This is a genomic window from Alteromonas sp. PRIM-21 (assembly GCF_027563165.1).
GTDB lineage: Bacteria > Pseudomonadota > Gammaproteobacteria > Enterobacterales > Alteromonadaceae > Alteromonas > Alteromonas macleodii_A.
Genome location: NZ_JADOEK010000007.1, coordinates 13,188 through 31,040 on the forward strand (window position 1 = coordinate 13,188; position 17,853 = coordinate 31,040).

Below are 17,853 nucleotides of genomic sequence, written 5' to 3' on the forward strand. Positions count from 1 at the left end.
CATACCGCCACAGAAAGCTCAAAAGGTGCCGAGGTTTGCATACCCAGCTTTAGTAAGTCATTCAAGTTTGAATGAGCCGCAGCCTGCAAAAGCCGCAAAGTTAACCTGTACATCTTTAAGTAGTAACTAGAGGGACGAAATATTTAAACTATTGGCGTTGAGAGAATAAAACAAATAAAAACCGCCCAAACAGGGCGGCGATGCTAGTTTGTTAACTAGCCAAAAATTGCTGATATGATTTCTTCCATACGGCTTTAGACTCGTCAGAAAAGAACCCTTGCTGATCTACCAAGAATATTCGTTTGAAAGCTTCAGAGCTTACGTTGTGATTACAGTATTCTGAAATCTCTGTCTCAAATAGGTGTAATACAACGTCTATATCACTAGCTTTAATGTATTGACTTTGTGAAGCCTTTGGCAGTCTAGATTGTAGATCTTTACTGAGCGAAACACCGTTAATGCCCGATTCACCCAAGTGCAGGTAAATGCCCTGTTTCGATTCAGGTTGAAACATCATAACCACACGCGACACATCGGCCCAAGGACTACGTGATTGGCGTGTGTAGCGTTTAAAAAACTCAATAGTATCTGTCATCATTGTTACTCATAGTAGGTGGCCTATCAGTAACAAGGTTCATGCTATGGAAATTAGCTGGTATTCATCATAGTTTCTTATTTGTAAGCGTCACGTTCACGCTGAAGTTAAAAGTGGCTAGCACTCGAATCTCGGCTTACCTTGGTGTGTTTTCCCTAGTAGTCAGAGCTGGCTATATATTTAGGCGCACACCAGATGACTCCTACCTCAAGCGTCGGTGAAGTCATCTTACAAATTAAAAAAACAAAAAATAAATTAATATTATGCTTTATCTACCAATCATCAAACCCGCCACAACTTGAATCATCAAAGGTGTCAAAGGTATCCGAACTAGAAAAATCATTATCAAAGCACGAGTTATGATCAATGCCATCGTCTGTGGACGTCACTCCATATGGGTTTCCATTGATATCAATACTGCCACACATTGGTGAGCCGTCTACATTTACGGTTGGTTCACTATTAGAAACTGAATCGCCAGAACCAAACAAGAAGCTAAATAACCCCATAAAAATCACCCTTATTAACATTAAGTTACAGACAAATTGTCTCAAAAATGGTAGCTTTTAAAAGCACTTTCGTTGTCGTTAGACGCCTACAAGTGCTTCGCTGAAGAAAAGCAAAAATAGAATTTAAAAAGGGTGATATAGGGACATAGATAAACCGTTTGATTGCAATATAAAATATCTCAAACTCATCACTAAATAATGGTATCGCTAAGCCAAACTAGTTTAAGTTCAGCCGTGCCCAATTATGTTCCCTACCTAAACACTCCTTTACTCAATATGCGCTTAGCAAACCAAGGAGTGCATTGGTGATAAATAAAAGAATTATAGGGTTATGCCGCTTTCAATAAGGGCATAAGTCCAAAATGCATTGACAAGTAGCGCTATAGGTGGCCGCTACTTTTGGAAGACTAAAATGACAACGAACACAAACTTCTCTCAAACCGCTGCTTTCATCTGGTCAGTAGCTGACTTACTTCGCGGTGACTTTAAGCAATCACAATATGGTCGCGTTATTTTACCTTTTACCCTGTTACGTCGTCTCGAGTGTGTGTTATCAGAATCAAAAGACGCTGTTGTTACACAGGCTGAAAAAATTAAGGCCATGAATCTACCTGAAGAAGCACAGGAAAAAATGCTGCTTAGAGCGACAAATGGCTTGTCATTTTTTAATACCTCACCGATGAACCTTGGTAAAATGGGCCAGAGTGATATTAAAGACAACCTGGAAAACTACATTCAGTGTTTTTCAAAAGATGCCCGTGAAATATTTGAACACTTTAAGTTTGATGAGTTTGTTGGCCTGCTTGACGATGCTAACCTGCTTTACAAGGTGGTTAAAAAATTTGCCACTACAGACTTAAGCCCTAAAGCTATTTCTAACCACGACATGGGTTTGGTGTTTGAAGAGTTAATCCGTCGTTTTGCTGAGAGTTCTAACGAAACCGCAGGGGAGCATTTCACCCCGCGTGACATCGTGCGTTTAACTACCTCGTTGGTATTTATGGAAGACGATGATGCCCTAACCAAAGAAGGTATTATCCGCACCATATACGATCCAACAGCAGGTACAGGCGGCTTCCTATCTTCAGGCATGGAATATGTGCATGAGCTAAATCCAAAAGCGGTAATGCGTGCTTTTGGTCAAGAGCTTAACCCTGAGTCATACGCAATCTGCAAAGCCGATATGCTGATCAAAGGGCAAGATGTAAGCCGTATTAAGTTGGGGAATACCCTATCTAATGATCAACTACCATCAGAGCAATTCGATTACATGCTATCTAATCCACCATTTGGTGTGGATTGGAAAAAGATCGAAGGTGAAATCAAAGACGAGCACATACTAAAAGGCTTCGATGGTCGCTTTGGTGCTGGTCTTCCGCGTGTATCAGACGGCTCTTTACTGTTTCTTATGCATTTAATCAGTAAGATGCGCGACACTAATTCAGTTGAAAACACCGTTATTTATGGTGGACGCATTGGTATTATCTTAAATGGTTCACCGTTATTTACAGGTGGTGCAGGTAGTGGTGAGAGCGAGATCCGCCGCCATATTCTAGAAGCCGACTTACTAGAAGCTATTATAGCCTTGCCAACCGATATGTTCTACAACACAGGTATCGCCACGTATGTTTGGGTCCTTACCAATAAAAAAGAAGCAAATCGCAAAGGCAAAGTACAGTTAATAGATGGCTCTAATTTGTACGGTAAAATGCGCAAATCACTTGGCTCTAAGCGTAACTTGATGAGTGATGATGATATTAAAACCATCACGCGTGCCTTTGGTGATTTTGAAGTGATTGACGCACGTCCTTTAGACAAGCTTGTTGAAGAAAAGTCTAATCGAGGTCGTCAATCAACTACGACTAAAACAGAAGCACCGAAAACCTTTGCTAGTAAAATTTTCAATACCTACGAGTTTGGCTATCGCCGTTTAACCATCGAACGACCTCTACGTTTATCTGCACAAATCACGGACCAAAAAGTGGAGTCATTACGCTTTGCACCTAAGCCGTATAATGCAGTGATGAAGTCTGTTTATGATTTGTTTGAAACTACGTGGACTGAAGAAACATATGGTGACTTAAAATCTTATGAAGAAGAAGTCCGTAGACTTGTAAAATCAGACTTCCCTGAGCTGAAAGAAAAGCAAATTAAAGACCTGCTTGATTGCAAAACTTGGCTATTCCAAAAATCACTAATGGAAAAAGCAGACAAGCTTAAAACAGAAGTTGGCACTGAGCAGCACGATGACTTTAATCAGTTTGAACTCACCCTAAAAGCAGCCTTTAAAGCGACTGATATTAAGTTTGATACAAAAGAGAAAAAGCAATTTCTTGATGCGATAACTTGGAAGAACCAATATGCCGAACCAGTCATCAAAAAGGTGCTGAAAGAAGATGCAGATCCAATATACGGTTCGTTCGAATACAAAGGTAAAGTAGTTGAGTTCCAGCAAGATGGCGATTTACGTGACAACGAGAATGTACCACTTAACCCAAGTATCACCACATCTGATTTAATCGAAACCTACTTTAACGAAGAGGTTGCATTGCACGTAGCCGATGCATGGATTAACACTACTAAGCGTGATGATAAAGATGGCGAAATAGGTGTGGTCGGGTATGAAATACCATTTAATCGCCATTTCTATGTTTATCAACCACCTCGTGCACTTGAAGAGATTGATGAAGACCTTGATTTAGTAAGCGCTGATATTATGAAGCTGCTGCAAGAGGTGCATTCGTAATGGACAACTATCAACAGTATCCAGAATATAAAGGCTCTCAGATTGAATGGGTTGGAAACATACCTTCAAATTGGGATGTTAAACCTGTATTTGCCTTATTTAGTCCTCTTACTCAAAAAAACTTTGACGGAAAAATAACAACAGTTTTATCTTTGAGCTATGGAAATATTATCGAGCGTGACGTAGAAAAAAACTTCGGTTTATTACCTGAATCATTCAACACATATCAAATAGTTGAACCTGGAGATATTATTCTCCGGTTAACAGATCTTCAAAATGATAAGAGAAGTCTTAGAGTTGGCATAGCAAAACAGAAAGGAATTATTACATCCGCCTATTTAAAGTTAGCTGCAAATACCTTGATCGAGCCTAGATATGCGTATCGATTACTTCATTCGTATGATACTACTAAAGTATTTTATGGAATGGGCGGTGGATTACGCCAGTCAATGAAGTTTGAAGATTTCAGAAGGCTTCCCATTCTATTGCCTCCATTAGATGAGCAACTTCAAATAGCCAATTTCCTCGATCACGAAACCGCCAAAATCGATACCCTAATCGAAAAGCAGCAACAACTTATTAAGCTGTTAAAAGAAAAGCGCCAAGCGGTGATAAGCCATGCGGTGACTAAAGGCTTAAATCCAGAAACACCGATGAAAGAGTCTGGTGTGGAATGGTTAGGTAAAGTGCCTGAACATTGGAAAGTCACTCCTTTGGCTGGTGTGGCGGATGTTGTTGATCCGAACCCTAGCCACCGAAACCCTAAATATACAGTTGACGGTTTTCCTTTTATATCTACAGTTGAGTTCACAGAGATTGATAATGTCGAGACCAATACACCGAGGCGTGTAGCAGAAGAAACTGTTCTAGAGCAAGAAAAACGATGTAACTTTCAGGAAGGTTCAATAGCCTTTTCAAGAAAAGGAACTATCGGCGCAGTGAGAGTTTTACCTCACGGAATTCGCTTTGCTCTTCTTGACTCCGTATGTGTTATCAATTGTGGTGAAACAGTTTTGTATGAGTTTCTTTATCAACAATGTCGTTCCAGCTTATTTGAATCACAGTTAGGAGCTGAAACTAGAGGGGCTGCTCTAAAGCAGGTCAGTGTAGGTAGAGTTAGAACCGTTAAAACTTTTATTCCTCCTCTGGAAGAGCAAAAAGAAATTTTAGCCTACTTAACTAAAGTCTTATCAAAACTAGACAAAACAGTAGAACTCGCTAACAAGCAAGTGAATTATCTTACGGAACGCCGCACAGCTATAATATCAGCCGCTGTCACTGGCAAAATTGATGTACGTAATTCGCAAAAGCCTGAAGTGAGTAAAGAGGAAGTGGCTTAATGGATTTGAACTTATGGAAGGGAATATCTGATTTTGTTGCGATTGATAAATACCCGACATTACCTTGCCCCCACTGCAACCAACACTCTCTGATTTTAGACCGAGATAGCATACAAACCCGTGTCGCTCCAGAAAAGGTGTTGCTTGACGCCAATAGAAAATACAGAGGGGAAAAGCAAAAGCAGCAACAAAGTAGCCAAAAAAACCTTGAAACGATAAGAAAGTCCAACGGCACTTGGTTACCTGTAATTGCTGCGGTGTTTAGTGTTTATCAAGATAGTATTGCGGCTATTAATGGCGCGCCATTTTTATTTAGTGGTTTTTTTAAGTGTAGTGAGTGTAAGCATCACGTATCAGCAACGGGTATTTATTTAAAGCCAGCAAAGGGTTTAGGTGATGTTGAAAAAACACCATACATTAAGGTTGATAACTTCTCACCAACAGTGCCTATTTTTCCACTATCAAGTAATACGCCAAAAGTAATTGGTGAAGAGTTGTTTGATGCATTTAAACATTTTCATTTTGATCCGCCATCATCCGCTTCAAAGTTGCGCCGAGCAATTGAAAAGTTCTGTGATGATATGCAAGTAGACGGCAGTAACCTTAATCGAAAAGTACAAAACCTTGCTAAAACGCTTCCAGAAGAAGCTGCATACCTAGAGCCATTAAAGTTAGTGGGTAATGAAGGTACGCACGGTTCAAATGTTGAAGAGTTAGATTTGTTATACGCATTCCAAATGTTCCAGTTTGTATTGGAATTGTATGACAGAAAAGCACGCTTTGAATCGTTACAAGAAACGTATGACAAGTTAGCAAATAAAGTTGGAAGAGAGCGCTTGCAACTTACACACGAAAAAGAACAAGTAGTTGAAGCGATAGAAACGGATTAATAAGAAGCAGCTATGAATGACGCAACGCAAGAACGAATTTTTCAAGACGATATCACCACTCAAATGGTAGCCAATGGCTGGGTGCAAGGTCAGCCGGACCATTATAATCGTGAATCAGCCTTATACGAGCAAGATGCAATCGCCTTTGTAAAAGAAACCCAGCCAAAAGAGTGGCAAAAGTTTTGTAAGGTCTACCCGATTGATTCTGAACAACACTTCATTGATGCACTCGTAACGCAACTTAAAAAAGCCGATGTTAACGCCACCGACCAAGCATCACGTACCTATGGAACTTTGGGGGTGTTACGTCATGGTCTAAAAATTCGCAATGCCCGTTTTTCACTTTGCCAGTTTAAGCCAGAGCATGATTTGAATCCAGAGACGCTTGCTCGTTACCAGCAGAATACTTGTCGTATTGTGCCTGAGCTAGTTTATAGCCCGTACGCTACCAAAGAGCATTTAGCAGCTACGGGTAAAAAAGCTAAAGCGTGGCGTATTGATTTAGTGCTGTTTGTTAATGGCTTGCCCGTATCAACCCTAGAGTTTAAATCCGAATTTAAGCAGGCCGTTGAAAATGCTATAAAGCAATATAAGCGCACGCGCTTACCAAAAGACCCTGCCACCAAAAAGCCAGAGCCGTTATTAACCTTTAAACGCGGTGCGTTAGTACACTTTGCTGTAAGCCAATATGAAGTATATATGGCAACCAAGTTGGCAGGTGACAATACCTTCTTCTTACCTTTTAACAAGGGAACAAGCGAAGGCGGTGCAGGAAATGATATTCCAAAAGATGAAAACCGTTATGCGACAGATTATCTTTGGAATGAAGTCTTAAAGCCTAATAACCTACTTAATATTATTGGCCGTTTTATCCACTTACAGATTGAAGATAAGGAAGACTGGGAAGGGCGTAAAACCAAAAAAGAAACTCTGATATTCCCGCGTTACCACCAATGGAATGTAGTGACTAAGCTGATTGGTGCTGCCATCGATGAAGGTACAGGTAATAAATACCTTATTCAGCACAGTGCAGGGTCAGGTAAATCAAACTCGATTGCTTGGACAGCGCACCAGCTTTCAACTTTGTATGATGCCCAAGGTAACAAACAATTTCATTCAGTGATTGTCGTAACAGATAGAACAGTATTAGATGATCAGCTACAAGATACTATTTATCAGTTTGAACACGTTGATGGCGTAGTTGGCCGTATTAATAATAAAGAAGGTGACGGCTCTAAATCAGAAAAGCTAGCGTCAGCATTAGAAAGCTCACAGCCGATTATCATAGTCACCATTCAAACCTTCCCATTTGTATTACGTGCTATTGAAAACAGTACCAGTTTAAAAGAGCGTAACTATGCGGTCATTGCCGACGAAGCACATTCATCTCAAAGTGGTTCAACGGCGCGTCAGTTAAAAGAAGTATTGATGACTGATGAAGCCGATGAAGACACAGAACTCTCCTCTGAAGATATTCTAGATGCAACGATTGCGGCTCGCCGTGGGAGTGCTAACTTAAATTACTATGCGTTTACGGCAACACCCAAGGCTAAAACGCTAGAGCTGTTTGGACGTTTACCAAACCCAGAGTTGCCTGCATCAAAACAGAATAAACCAGAAGCTTTTCATGTGTATTCAATGCGCCAAGCCATTGAAGAAGGCTTTATTCTTGATGTATTGAAAAACTACACCAATTACCAAGTTGCCTATCAATTGGCTCAAAAAATTGAAGCTGCTGATAAAGAGGTAGATAGTAAAAAAGCCAAGGTAAAACTTAGCCAATGGGTACGCCTACACGAATACAATATCTCACAAAAGGTGAAGGTGATTGTTGAGCATTTTAAAGACAACGTGATGGGGTTATTGGGCGGCCAAGCAAAGGCAATGGTTGTGACTAGCTCTCGTAAAGAAGCGGTGCGCTATAAGTTAGCTTTTGATAAGTATGTCAGTGAAAACGGTTATCAGTCTATTCGTGCCTTGGTTGCGTTTTCAGGTGAAGTTGAATTTAATCAAAATGACCCTGATGCCATTGCATTACTTGATCAAAAGTTCACTGAAAAAAGCATGAACCCAGACCTTAAGCAAGATATGCGCAAGGCGTTTGATACTGATAGTTATCAACTCATGCTGGTGGCGAATAAGTTCCAAACAGGGTTTGATCAACCAAAACTGTGCGCAATGTATGTAGATAAAAAGCTAGGTGGTGTTGAGTGTGTTCAGACACTTTCGCGCTTAAATCGTACTTACCCTGGTAAAGCTGAATGCGGTACGTTTGTGCTCGACTTTTATAATGAGCCTCAAGATATTTTAGATGCCTTTCAACCTTATTATCAAACAGCAGAACTGGCTGATGTGACAAACCCTGATGTGGTCTTTGAGTTATATGAAAAGCTACGTACCAGCGGCATATTCCTATGGAATGAAGTTGAACAATTCTGTAAAGCATTCTTCACTAAAAATAAATCTAACGCAGCGATCAGCAATATTTGTAAGCCAGCGGTAGACCGTTGGCAAAAACGCTATAGCTCAGCGTTAGAAGCTTACATTCAAGCCAAAGAAATGTTTGAGCGCACCAAAAAAACAGGTGACGCAGTGCTAATTGCTAATGCTGAGAATAGCTTTAAAGAGTGTAAGCAAGAGAAAGACCGCCTTGAAATCTTCAAAAAGGATTTAGGTAGCTTTACTCGATTTTACGAGTTTATGTCGCAAATAGTGGACTATGACGACAAAGAACTAGAGATGCTAAGCCTATATGCCCGACACCTGCGCCCGTTATTGCGTGAAAAAGTGATTGAAGAAGATGATATCGACCTTGATAACGTAGTCATGAGCCATTACCGCTTATCTAAAATTCGCCAGCAAGATATTCAACTAAAAGAAGACAGCCCTGAATACCAGCTTGAGCCAAGTAGTGATGTGGGAAGTGCAAAGGCGAAAGACAAGAAAGAAGAGTTTATGTCTAACATACTGGCTCGCCTGAATGAGGTGTTCATCACCGACAACCTCACTGACAAAGACATGATTAACTATGCATTCACCGTGCGTGACAAGCTGACAGAAAACGATGCAGTTATGACGCAAATAGCCAACAACACCCGTGAACAAGCAATGCTTGGTGACTTCCCTCAAGCAATTGATGACGCCATCTTAGGCAGTAGTGAAGCACACCAAGAACAAATGATGCAGTTGTTATCAGACCCGTCGAAAACAGCACAGTTTGCACGGGTGGTGTTTGATATGTTGAATGGATTTGTGGGGTAGTCTACTGGATTCAAGGACATAGGTTGATGTGCTCTTGTGTGTCCGAGCATGTACAAAAAGATGAGGTTTGTACCGTTGTGACAAGCAAAAATAAAAGTGTATTTATAGAATCAATCTACTTTACCAATATTAGGGGGTCAGATAACTGCCACGGGCAGGATGAAGCAGGTTATGAGCGTTCCTATGGAGACTTTATAGAATTTAGAAAAGTTAATATATTGATAGGGGAGAATGGATCAGGAAAGTCGACTATCCTAGATATAATCAACGCATTATCACAACCTGATCTTCTTGCTTCATTACCTAAAGACAATTTAAAAAAAAATGAGAAGATAAAGCTAAATATCAATCTATTGATAGATGATAACAAGCATGAACTACGGTATCGCTATTCTCCAGTTTTCGGAGGTCTCAAGAAGAAGGAATTCCAATTATACTTTAATATAAATGGAAGTGACTTTAATGGCCTCGGTTATACTTTGTTCGACTCCTATAGAAAGAGAAGGTTAACAACAATATACCGCTCTTTATTTCAAAAAGGGGTTAATCATGCAAATATCTTTAGTTTCAATAACAGAGGCAATAACTTAGAAACTGTTATTGAAGACTATCAAACTAATTTTGATGAATACTTCCTGCTAGAGCTAAACAATGCTTATAGGCACTTCCATGGCGTTACAAGTTTTAGAGAAATGGATGGAAATAAGTGTTTTGGTAGAGATCAAAATGGGTATTTTAGCCAAGTATTACTATCCGACCCTGTTATGTTTAATAGAGTTGCTGAAAAGTATATGCCATCTGGTTGGCGTCAGTACGGTGAAATAACATCGTTTTTACAATGTCTACCCTCTAACTCCATTTGTACAATAGATGAACCAGAAGTTCATCTACACCCAAACCTGCAACGACTTTTAATCTTAAGAATCAAAGCTATTGCCCAGGCTAAAAATATTCAACTATTCATCGGCACTCACTCGCCAGTTATTATAAACAACTTAGATTATGAAAACGGTAAGCTCTTTCACGCGCGTATTAACAGCATAGATGAAGTAAAGCCTTCGAAAGCAATTCTGGACGGCCTTGGTTACAAATTAAGTGATTATCTACAAACTGATGGAGTCGTATGGGTCGAAGGCCCTTCTGATAAAATATATCTGTTAGAGTGGCTAAGAGCCTATGCAAAAGCTAACAGAGACGAGAGTTACAACTTCGAATTGCTTAACTTTGAGTTTTTATTTTATGGGGGGTCAACACTAAGTCATTTTGGAAAAGATGAAGAGCTGATCGACTTCCTTTCTATAAACCAGAATTCAGCCGTTATTATGGATAACGATAATGATTATGATCACAATAAGGAAGTTTTTATACAAGATAACAAAAAGAGAGTGTTTGACGAATATAATTCACACCCAAATAGTGCTTGTTGGGTAACTCACGAATATACCATTGAGTCATACCTGCCAGATAGCTTTCGTGAACGATTTTTTGAAGTGAAGAACAATCGGTTATTAAAGGATTCTGGATATAGTAAAACAAAGATAGCGAGTTTATCTAAAGAGGAAGTTGATTCTGAAATGCTTTTAAAAAATAGAACAGAGCTCAATACGTTTTTGGGAGAGCTACTTTCTTTGATAGAAAAGTGGAACGGAGTTGAAGTTTAAATCTCTCTGGTTAGATAGATATGAATCTTAATGAATTTTAGTAGCTAACTATGCAACTATATTGAAAAGTTAGATACCAAATAGATACCAAAAAATTAGAAATTAGGTGTACTTACCAGTTATGAAAGTTGTTTAGGAAACGAAAGAATGCGGCTTTCATAACACATCAGCACTTATAAGAAGACTATGGTCATTTGGCTTCAAAATGCCGTTTTAAGCAAGTATACAGCTTTTAGTCCTTTACGCGTAAGCCTGCGTAAACTCGCTGGGCTTACGGGTTATGTAAGTGTCTTAGCTCTGAAAAAGCTCTGGTTCATTGCCAGAGCTTTTTTGTGTCTAGTCTCCTCAGCGAAACCACCCAAACCACTCTATTTTCATGCCAACTTAATATCTCTTTTTATAAATCGGGCTTGTATATATACATTTATTCTAATGCTCAGGCTTAGCTCATTGAAAACAAACGTTTGGTTATATTTACACTAATATTAATAAATGCGCATGAAAGGTTTAGCTTAACTTATTCTTGGTCTATATTTTATGTTTACTCTCTTTTCAGTTTTACTTTACAGCGCTTTTTAAAGACTGATAACGCTGCTATTTAATTAGTCTAATTCAAATAAGGTTGTTGGATTAACAATAATGCATGACGAAGCAAGCGAACTCACATCATTAGTAAATGAATGCGACAAAGAACCGATTCACCTTCTTGGTAGGATACAAAATCATGGTTTCATGATTGTCGTAGATAGAGAAGGTGCTATTACCCATTTGTCCGAAAACTTAGGCAGCTTTGCCAGTATTCCACAAGATAAGCTTATAGGTCACTCGTTTTGGAAGTTGCTCGACCGTAAGCTGATACATGCGATACGGGGCGCGCAGAGCCAAGCTATGATTCTCGGTAAAGCAAGCTACCTTCATTCTGTTTCACTACCGCACTGTGAAGATATTTTCGATTTATGTGTTCATCAAAGTGCAGAACATTTAATTCTTGAATTCGAACAAACAGAGAGCACCGGCAAATATGAGGGCGTTATCACAGCGTTAATGGCGCAAATGTCGATGTTCTCTGAACTCGAAGACCTTTATGAAGGTTTGGTTGAAAGCGTTAGGACTGCAACGGGGTACGATAGGGTAATGCTTTACCAATTTCTATCAGACGGTTCAGGTGAAGTGATTGCTGAATCGACCTCAAGCGATATGACGCCCTTTTTAGGGTTGCGTTATCCCGCCTCAGATATTCCGCGTCAGGCAAGACAGCTTTATAAGAAGAATCTTATCAGAACTATTTCTGATGTTAACGGTGAAACTTTCCCTATCATTGGTAACAACAGAAGCGATGGAGCTTCTATAGATCTCTCCCTTTCACGCCTTAGGGCGGTTTCTGAAATTCATATTCAATATCTAAAGAATATGAAAGTCGGCGCCTCTATGTCTATATCTCTTATCGTAGAAGGTGAACTGTGGGGGCTGGTTGCTTGTCATCACAACACTAAAAAAGTTATCCCTAGCCGCTTAGTGTCGCAATTAGAACTCTTCGCAGAGATGTTTTCACTAGAATTATCGCGAAGGCTGGTAAATGAACGGATAAGGGTAAGCGAGAAAGCAAACGCTACATTTACACGTGTACTTAGCAACCTTTCTTTAGGCAAATCGCTTAATAATGCCATCGTACAACAATTATCCCTGCTTAAAACGCTTATAGATATTGACGGCATCGGCTGTGTTTTTAGCAATGAATATACAAAGTCGGGCGCTGCATTTAGCGCACGAAAAATCAAACGTCTTACAGCAATACTTGCTGAACTGCCCGAAGAAGAAATCCATCAATTTGAAAACTTAGCAGACATTCACCACGAGTTAGCGGATGAGAGTGTTGCCGGGGTATTGGCATTAAAGATCTCTCATCAGCCAATGGACTATATTTTTCTTTTTAGAAATTCAGTTGTGCAACAAGTCTCCTGGGCCGGTAACCCTGCAAAACGCGTTGAGTTGAAAGGCGGTAAAGAAACGCTTACTCCCCGAGCGAGTTTTGATAAGTGGGTAGAAAATAATGAATCTACCTCTACTCCATGGACAACGCTGGATATTGAGCGTGCTAAATCTATTAGACTCGGTGTAATGGAACTGACCATTCGCCATTTACACGAAAAAGAACTACTGCAACGTGAAGCCAAAAAAAGACTCGAGTTACTTATTGGTGAACTAAACCACCGCGTTCGCAATATCTTAAATTTAGTCAGTGCGATTATCGGACAGACATCACAGTATAAGAAAGATATCGATGAATTTGTGCTCTCCTTATCATCAAGAATATCCGCACTTGCTCTAGGGCATGATCAGCTCACGCATGCCTCATACAACAGTGTGAGATTCAAGGACCTACTTCATAACGAGCTCAAAGCTTACATGATCAAAGAGTCATCTTTTAAAATAGACGGCCCTGATATAAGGATTTTACCCTATGCAGTAACGCCTATCGTGTTGGTCTTTCATGAAATGATTACCAATGCAGCCAAATATGGAGCCTTAAGCGCGACAAGTAATGACGGCAGAGTGGCGATAACTTGGGAGTTAGAAGAGAAAGGCTGCTTTATCAAATGGGAAGAATTAGGGGGGCCTCCCTTACATGGTTTAGGTGAGGAAGGGTTTGGAATGACGGTTATAAAATCAGTTATTCCCCATGAGCTAAAAGGCAAGGCGTCAGTGAGTACCAAAATTACCGGGCTAAATGCAGAGTTTCTCATTCCTCGTAAATATATAGAGCTAGATACTAGCCAAAAAAGTACTCAACATGTAACTCATGGCGATAAGCATCAATCCATCAGCACTGCTAATTCCGAAAAAATCCTCACAAGCGCCTATATCGTTGAAGATAACCTGCTTATTTCGCTTGACCTTAAGAAGCATCTTAAACAATTGGGAATTGATAAAATTGATATTTTTGGCGACATAAGCTCTGCAAGAGCGGCTTTGGCTAAAGGTAAACCGTCGATGATGTTTTTAGATGTTCATTTGGGAAATGAAAATACCTTTCAGTTAGGGATTGAAATACAAAAGTTATCAATACCCTTTCTCTTTATTACGGGTTACGGAGCCGCAATAGAGCTGCCCGAGGAGTTATCAGATGTGGATATATTAACCAAACCCGTCGACACCACATTGCTAAAGCGTTCTATCGAAGCTTTTGGTTTCAAGGTGTAAATTTGTGACTGATATAACCAGGCCCCTAATACTTGTTGTTGAAGACAATTTAGTTGAAGCGATGAACGTTAAAAATGCGCTTATCCAGGCAGGTATGCAGGTGTTAGGCATAGCAAAGACGGAAAGCGAATTGTATGCGTTAGTGGATAAATGTGTTCCCGACCTCATTTTAATGGACATCGATTTGGGTGGTTCAGATTCTGGTATTGGAATTGCGAAAAGCATTACAGAAAGGTTTAAAGTACCAATTGTGTTTAGTACCTCTTACTGTGATGACACCACAATTTCTAATGCGCTCTCGATTTCCCCTTATGGATATCTAGTAAAACCGTACGGTGTGCTTTCACTCACTACTACTATTCAAGTTGCGCTGGAAAGAAAAAAAACGGAAAAAGCGCTAGCTTCTTCTAATAGGCGTTTCGCAATGGCGTCAGAGATTGCGAAGTTAGGCGTGTTAGAAGTTGATACCTCTACTCAGTCAGTCGTTATTGAAAGTGTGGAGAATCTTTTCGATTTTCCACGCAAAATGCCATTATCCAAATTCCTTTCGTTGTTTCCCGAAGAAAAAGAAGTTGAGTTAAAAGAGGCGATACATTTAAAGTCGAATTACCTCACAACGTTGCAGCTAAAAATTGAAGGCCAACCGACTAAATGGTTTCAGGTTGTCCTCTCCGATATTGGGTGGGGCGAAGACTATGTTCAAATTGGTGCCATACAAGATATATCTATCCTACAGAGCACTCAGTCAAACCTGAGTGTTGCAGATAAGATTGTAAGTGAAATTAAAGAAGGGGTTTTAGTCTGTGATGCTGAAGGTCTCATAATAAAAGCAAACCAATCCTTATGCGAGATGCTAGGCACCCAAGCCGAGCACCTTATATCTACTCACATAAACAATGTTTTTCCTAAAGCGCGAAAACACGATCCTCGCCCAGACTATCTGGAAGACGGTTTAAGAACAGAGCTCACTATTGTAAGCGAAGGGCGAAGGTTTCATTTAACCATGTCGGTAACTTCATTTAATCTTGATGATGGAGAAACTAATTTCGTTGCCATTCTTACCGATGTTTCAGAACTAAAGTCATCGGAAAGTCAACTCAAGTACCTTGCATTCACTGACGCTCTCACCGGTGCTGGAAATCGAAACTTTTTGAACAGTATTGTCGAGACTTACAGTGAATCATGCGAGCCTTGCTCAATCATTTTTATTGATATCGATGAATTCAAGCTCATTAACGATACCCATGGGCATGAGGTGGGAGATGAAATACTAAGAGCATGCGCGAGCCGATTTAAAGCATCGCTACGAGATGATGATACTGTTATAAGGTTTGGTGGTGACGAATTCGTTATTGTGACAAGTACTACTTGCCAAAAGCTTTTAAACAAAATGACATCCCGGTTATCTTCTTCACTGAAATCAGTGTTTAAGACAACATCGGGCGACTTTCAAGTTACAGCAAGTATTGGTCTAGCGTCATCTACAGAAAACATGTCGCCAACAGAGCTACTAAAAAATGCTGATATTGCAATGTTTTCAGCAAAACAAGGCGGTAAGAATAGTGTTGTCACATTCAGTGAAGATCTTTCGAAAAATATCGAGTATAGGCTGTTCATTCAACAAGGGCTTAAAAGCGCAATTCAAAATAAACAAATCACAGCCTACTTTCAGCCTATAATAGATTCGAATGGTGAAGTTTTAGCTGTGGAGGCGTTAGCTCGCTGGCACATTCCTAGCCATGGGCCAATTAGCCCCGAAAAGTTTATACCGATAGCTGAACGTACAAAACACATTCATGACATTGGTCTTTTAATGTTAGACGAAGTCTGTTTCGCACTTAAAGCTCTCAGTGGATGGGGTTTTTCAGACGTGAAGTTCAATTTGAATATGTCACCGGTACAGTTACAGAATACCGGGGTTATTGAGCTATTTGCAGAGCGGTTTGCCTTTCATAATATTGACCCTAGACGAATAGTGATAGAAATAACTGAATCTACGCTTCAAAGTTCAAAGGCGAGGGAAGTGCTTACCAAAATTAAAGCACTTGGGGTTATTATTTCCATTGATGACTTTGGTACAGGCTTTTCTTGCATATCAGAGTTAGCTGACGAAACGTATGACGCTATCAAAATTGACCGCTCGCTGCTGCCTGACTTTCCACTACAAAGTAAACAACAAAAGCGTAGAGCGCTAATCATCGAGAATGTGGTGTCGATGTGTGTGAAGCTAGGCATGCCGTGCACGTTAGAAGGTTTAGAGACCGTTCAGCAGGTAGCCTTCGCCAAAAAGATTGGTGCCAAAGCTATGCAAGGGTATTACTTTACCAAGCCTTTAAGCTTGGTGGGTTTGATGGAGTATCTGCAAGCCGAACATGCCTCACCGCTCGTCAGCGTTACCGCACCAACGGAGGGGCAATAAAAGAGCCAGTTAGTTAAGGTGGTACTGCTGAATTTTTTGTTCCACTTTTATACCATTTTGCATTTCTTCGACATCTGTTTGCGCTAGAGAGGTCTCATGCACTATTTTACGTCGACAGAAGTGTACCTATCGCACTAAAATGTTCATTCGCTTAGAAATGGTCCTTAATTTGACCTGATTCGTTATATTATTGCTTCTTATTCCCTGCAGCGTTCAGACAGGTTTCTTCCAAAAAAATGTGCAGGGGAAACGGAAAACCAATCACCCTAAATAGAGGTTTGTAGTGCTAAGGAAAGGCTTAGTTATCACCACGGTTCTTTTGCTTCCTATCGCAGCCGTGCTGTTTTTTATGAGTATTCACGAACTGTTTCAAATGAAAACGGTAACGGTAGACCCAAAACTCAAAGAAATTTCTGGAATAGAGTTCGACAAATACAAAAGGTTGTGGGCTATCAACGATAGTGGTGATGGTCCGATTCTATATATGCTGAATAAAGACGGCAGCATAGAAAGAGAGGTGACGGTTTCAAATGCTAAAAATGTTGATTGGGAAGACATGACACAAAACAGTTTTGGTCATTTCTTCCTAGGAGACTTTGGCAATAATGACAATAACCGCCGCTGGTTAACCATTTATAGAATTGAAAACCCTATCGATATTCAGGGGGAGTCCACGGAAGCAGAGATTATCAAGTTTACTTACCCTGAAATGGGAGAGGGTAAAGTAAAACCTGAAGATAAAAACTATGATTTAGAAGCTTTTGTGGAATACAAACGCAACCTTTACTTGTTCACGAAGAATAGAACGAAGCCATTTGATGGTATTACAAAATTATATAAAGTGGGCGATCATGCAGCGAACTTCGATGCACAGTTAATTGGAGAATTTAAAACCTGTACCACACTTGAAAAGTTATGTTGGATAACGTCTGCGGCGATAAGCCCTGATAGAACAAAGCTGGTATTATTAGATTCAACCAGCTTGTGGCTATTTGAGAATTTTGAAGGCGATAACTTTTTTAGTGGCGATGTATCTCGCATCGATCTCGGTGTGGTAACACAAAAAGAGGCGGTAACTTTCTATGATGACAACACCCTCGTGTTTACTGACGAAGAATACAAAGGCCTATTCGGCGGCAATGTATACGAAGTTAAACTCGACCAAGTGAAGCGTAACGTGATTAAATACCGCGAAAGCCCGAAACAAACCGAACAAATATCTAAGCAGTAA

At 40.1% G+C, this 17,853-nt stretch carries 10 protein-coding genes; 8 read left to right on the forward strand and 2 right to left on the reverse strand.

The window, feature by feature from the left end; all coding sequences use genetic code 11:
- Window positions 1-211: 211 nt before the first annotated feature.
- On the reverse strand, window positions 212-598 hold the full coding sequence (locus IW644_RS11190) for a hypothetical protein (protein ID WP_269917669.1): 387 nt from the start codon (window positions 596-598) through the stop codon (window positions 212-214).
- A 269-nt stretch (window positions 599-867) separates the two neighbouring features.
- Entirely contained in the window at window positions 868-1,104 is a 237-nt protein-coding gene (locus tag IW644_RS11195) for a hypothetical protein (RefSeq protein WP_269917670.1), read from the reverse strand.
- Between the two features lie 412 nt (window positions 1,105-1,516).
- Here IW644_RS11195 and IW644_RS11200 point away from each other — a divergent pair, with 412 nt between their 5' ends.
- From IW644_RS11200 to IW644_RS11235, 8 genes are all read left to right on the forward strand, one after another.
- A complete protein-coding gene (locus tag IW644_RS11200) occupies window positions 1,517-3,850 on the forward strand; it encodes a type I restriction-modification system subunit M (RefSeq protein WP_269917671.1) in 2,334 nt (777 codons plus the stop codon).
- Window positions 3,850-5,190 carry a restriction endonuclease subunit S gene (locus tag IW644_RS11205; RefSeq protein ID WP_269917672.1) on the forward strand — a complete coding sequence of 447 codons (1,341 nt, stop codon included), beginning with the start codon at window positions 3,850-3,852 and terminating at the stop codon, window positions 5,188-5,190. Before IW644_RS11200 ends, IW644_RS11205 begins: the two co-directional genes overlap by 1 nt.
- Window positions 5,190-6,080 (forward strand): DUF4145 domain-containing protein, encoded by an 891-nt coding sequence (locus tag IW644_RS11210; RefSeq protein ID WP_269917673.1) that lies wholly within the window; start codon window positions 5,190-5,192, stop codon window positions 6,078-6,080. Before IW644_RS11205 ends, IW644_RS11210 begins: the two co-directional genes overlap by 1 nt.
- A gap of 12 nt (window positions 6,081-6,092) precedes the next feature.
- Window positions 6,093-9,341, forward strand: a complete 3,249-nt coding sequence (locus tag IW644_RS11215; protein WP_269917674.1) for a type I restriction endonuclease subunit R — start codon at window positions 6,093-6,095, stop codon at window positions 9,339-9,341.
- A 38-nt stretch (window positions 9,342-9,379) separates the two neighbouring features.
- Complete coding sequence (locus IW644_RS11220) at window positions 9,380-11,002, forward strand: ATP-dependent nuclease (RefSeq protein WP_269917675.1); 1,623 nt, start codon at window positions 9,380-9,382, stop codon at window positions 11,000-11,002.
- Window positions 11,003-11,641: 639 nt separating this feature from the next.
- The gene (locus IW644_RS11225) at window positions 11,642-14,203 is read left to right on the forward strand and encodes an HWE histidine kinase domain-containing protein (RefSeq protein WP_269917676.1); all 2,562 of its coding nucleotides are present in this window, start codon (window positions 11,642-11,644) and stop codon (window positions 14,201-14,203) included.
- 4 nt (window positions 14,204-14,207) lie between these two features.
- Window positions 14,208-16,622, forward strand: a complete 2,415-nt coding sequence (locus tag IW644_RS11230) for an EAL domain-containing protein (RefSeq protein ID WP_269917677.1) — start codon at window positions 14,208-14,210, stop codon at window positions 16,620-16,622.
- Window positions 16,623-16,905: 283 nt separating this feature from the next.
- Complete coding sequence (locus IW644_RS11235) at window positions 16,906-17,853, forward strand: hypothetical protein (protein WP_179983956.1); 948 nt, start codon at window positions 16,906-16,908, stop codon at window positions 17,851-17,853.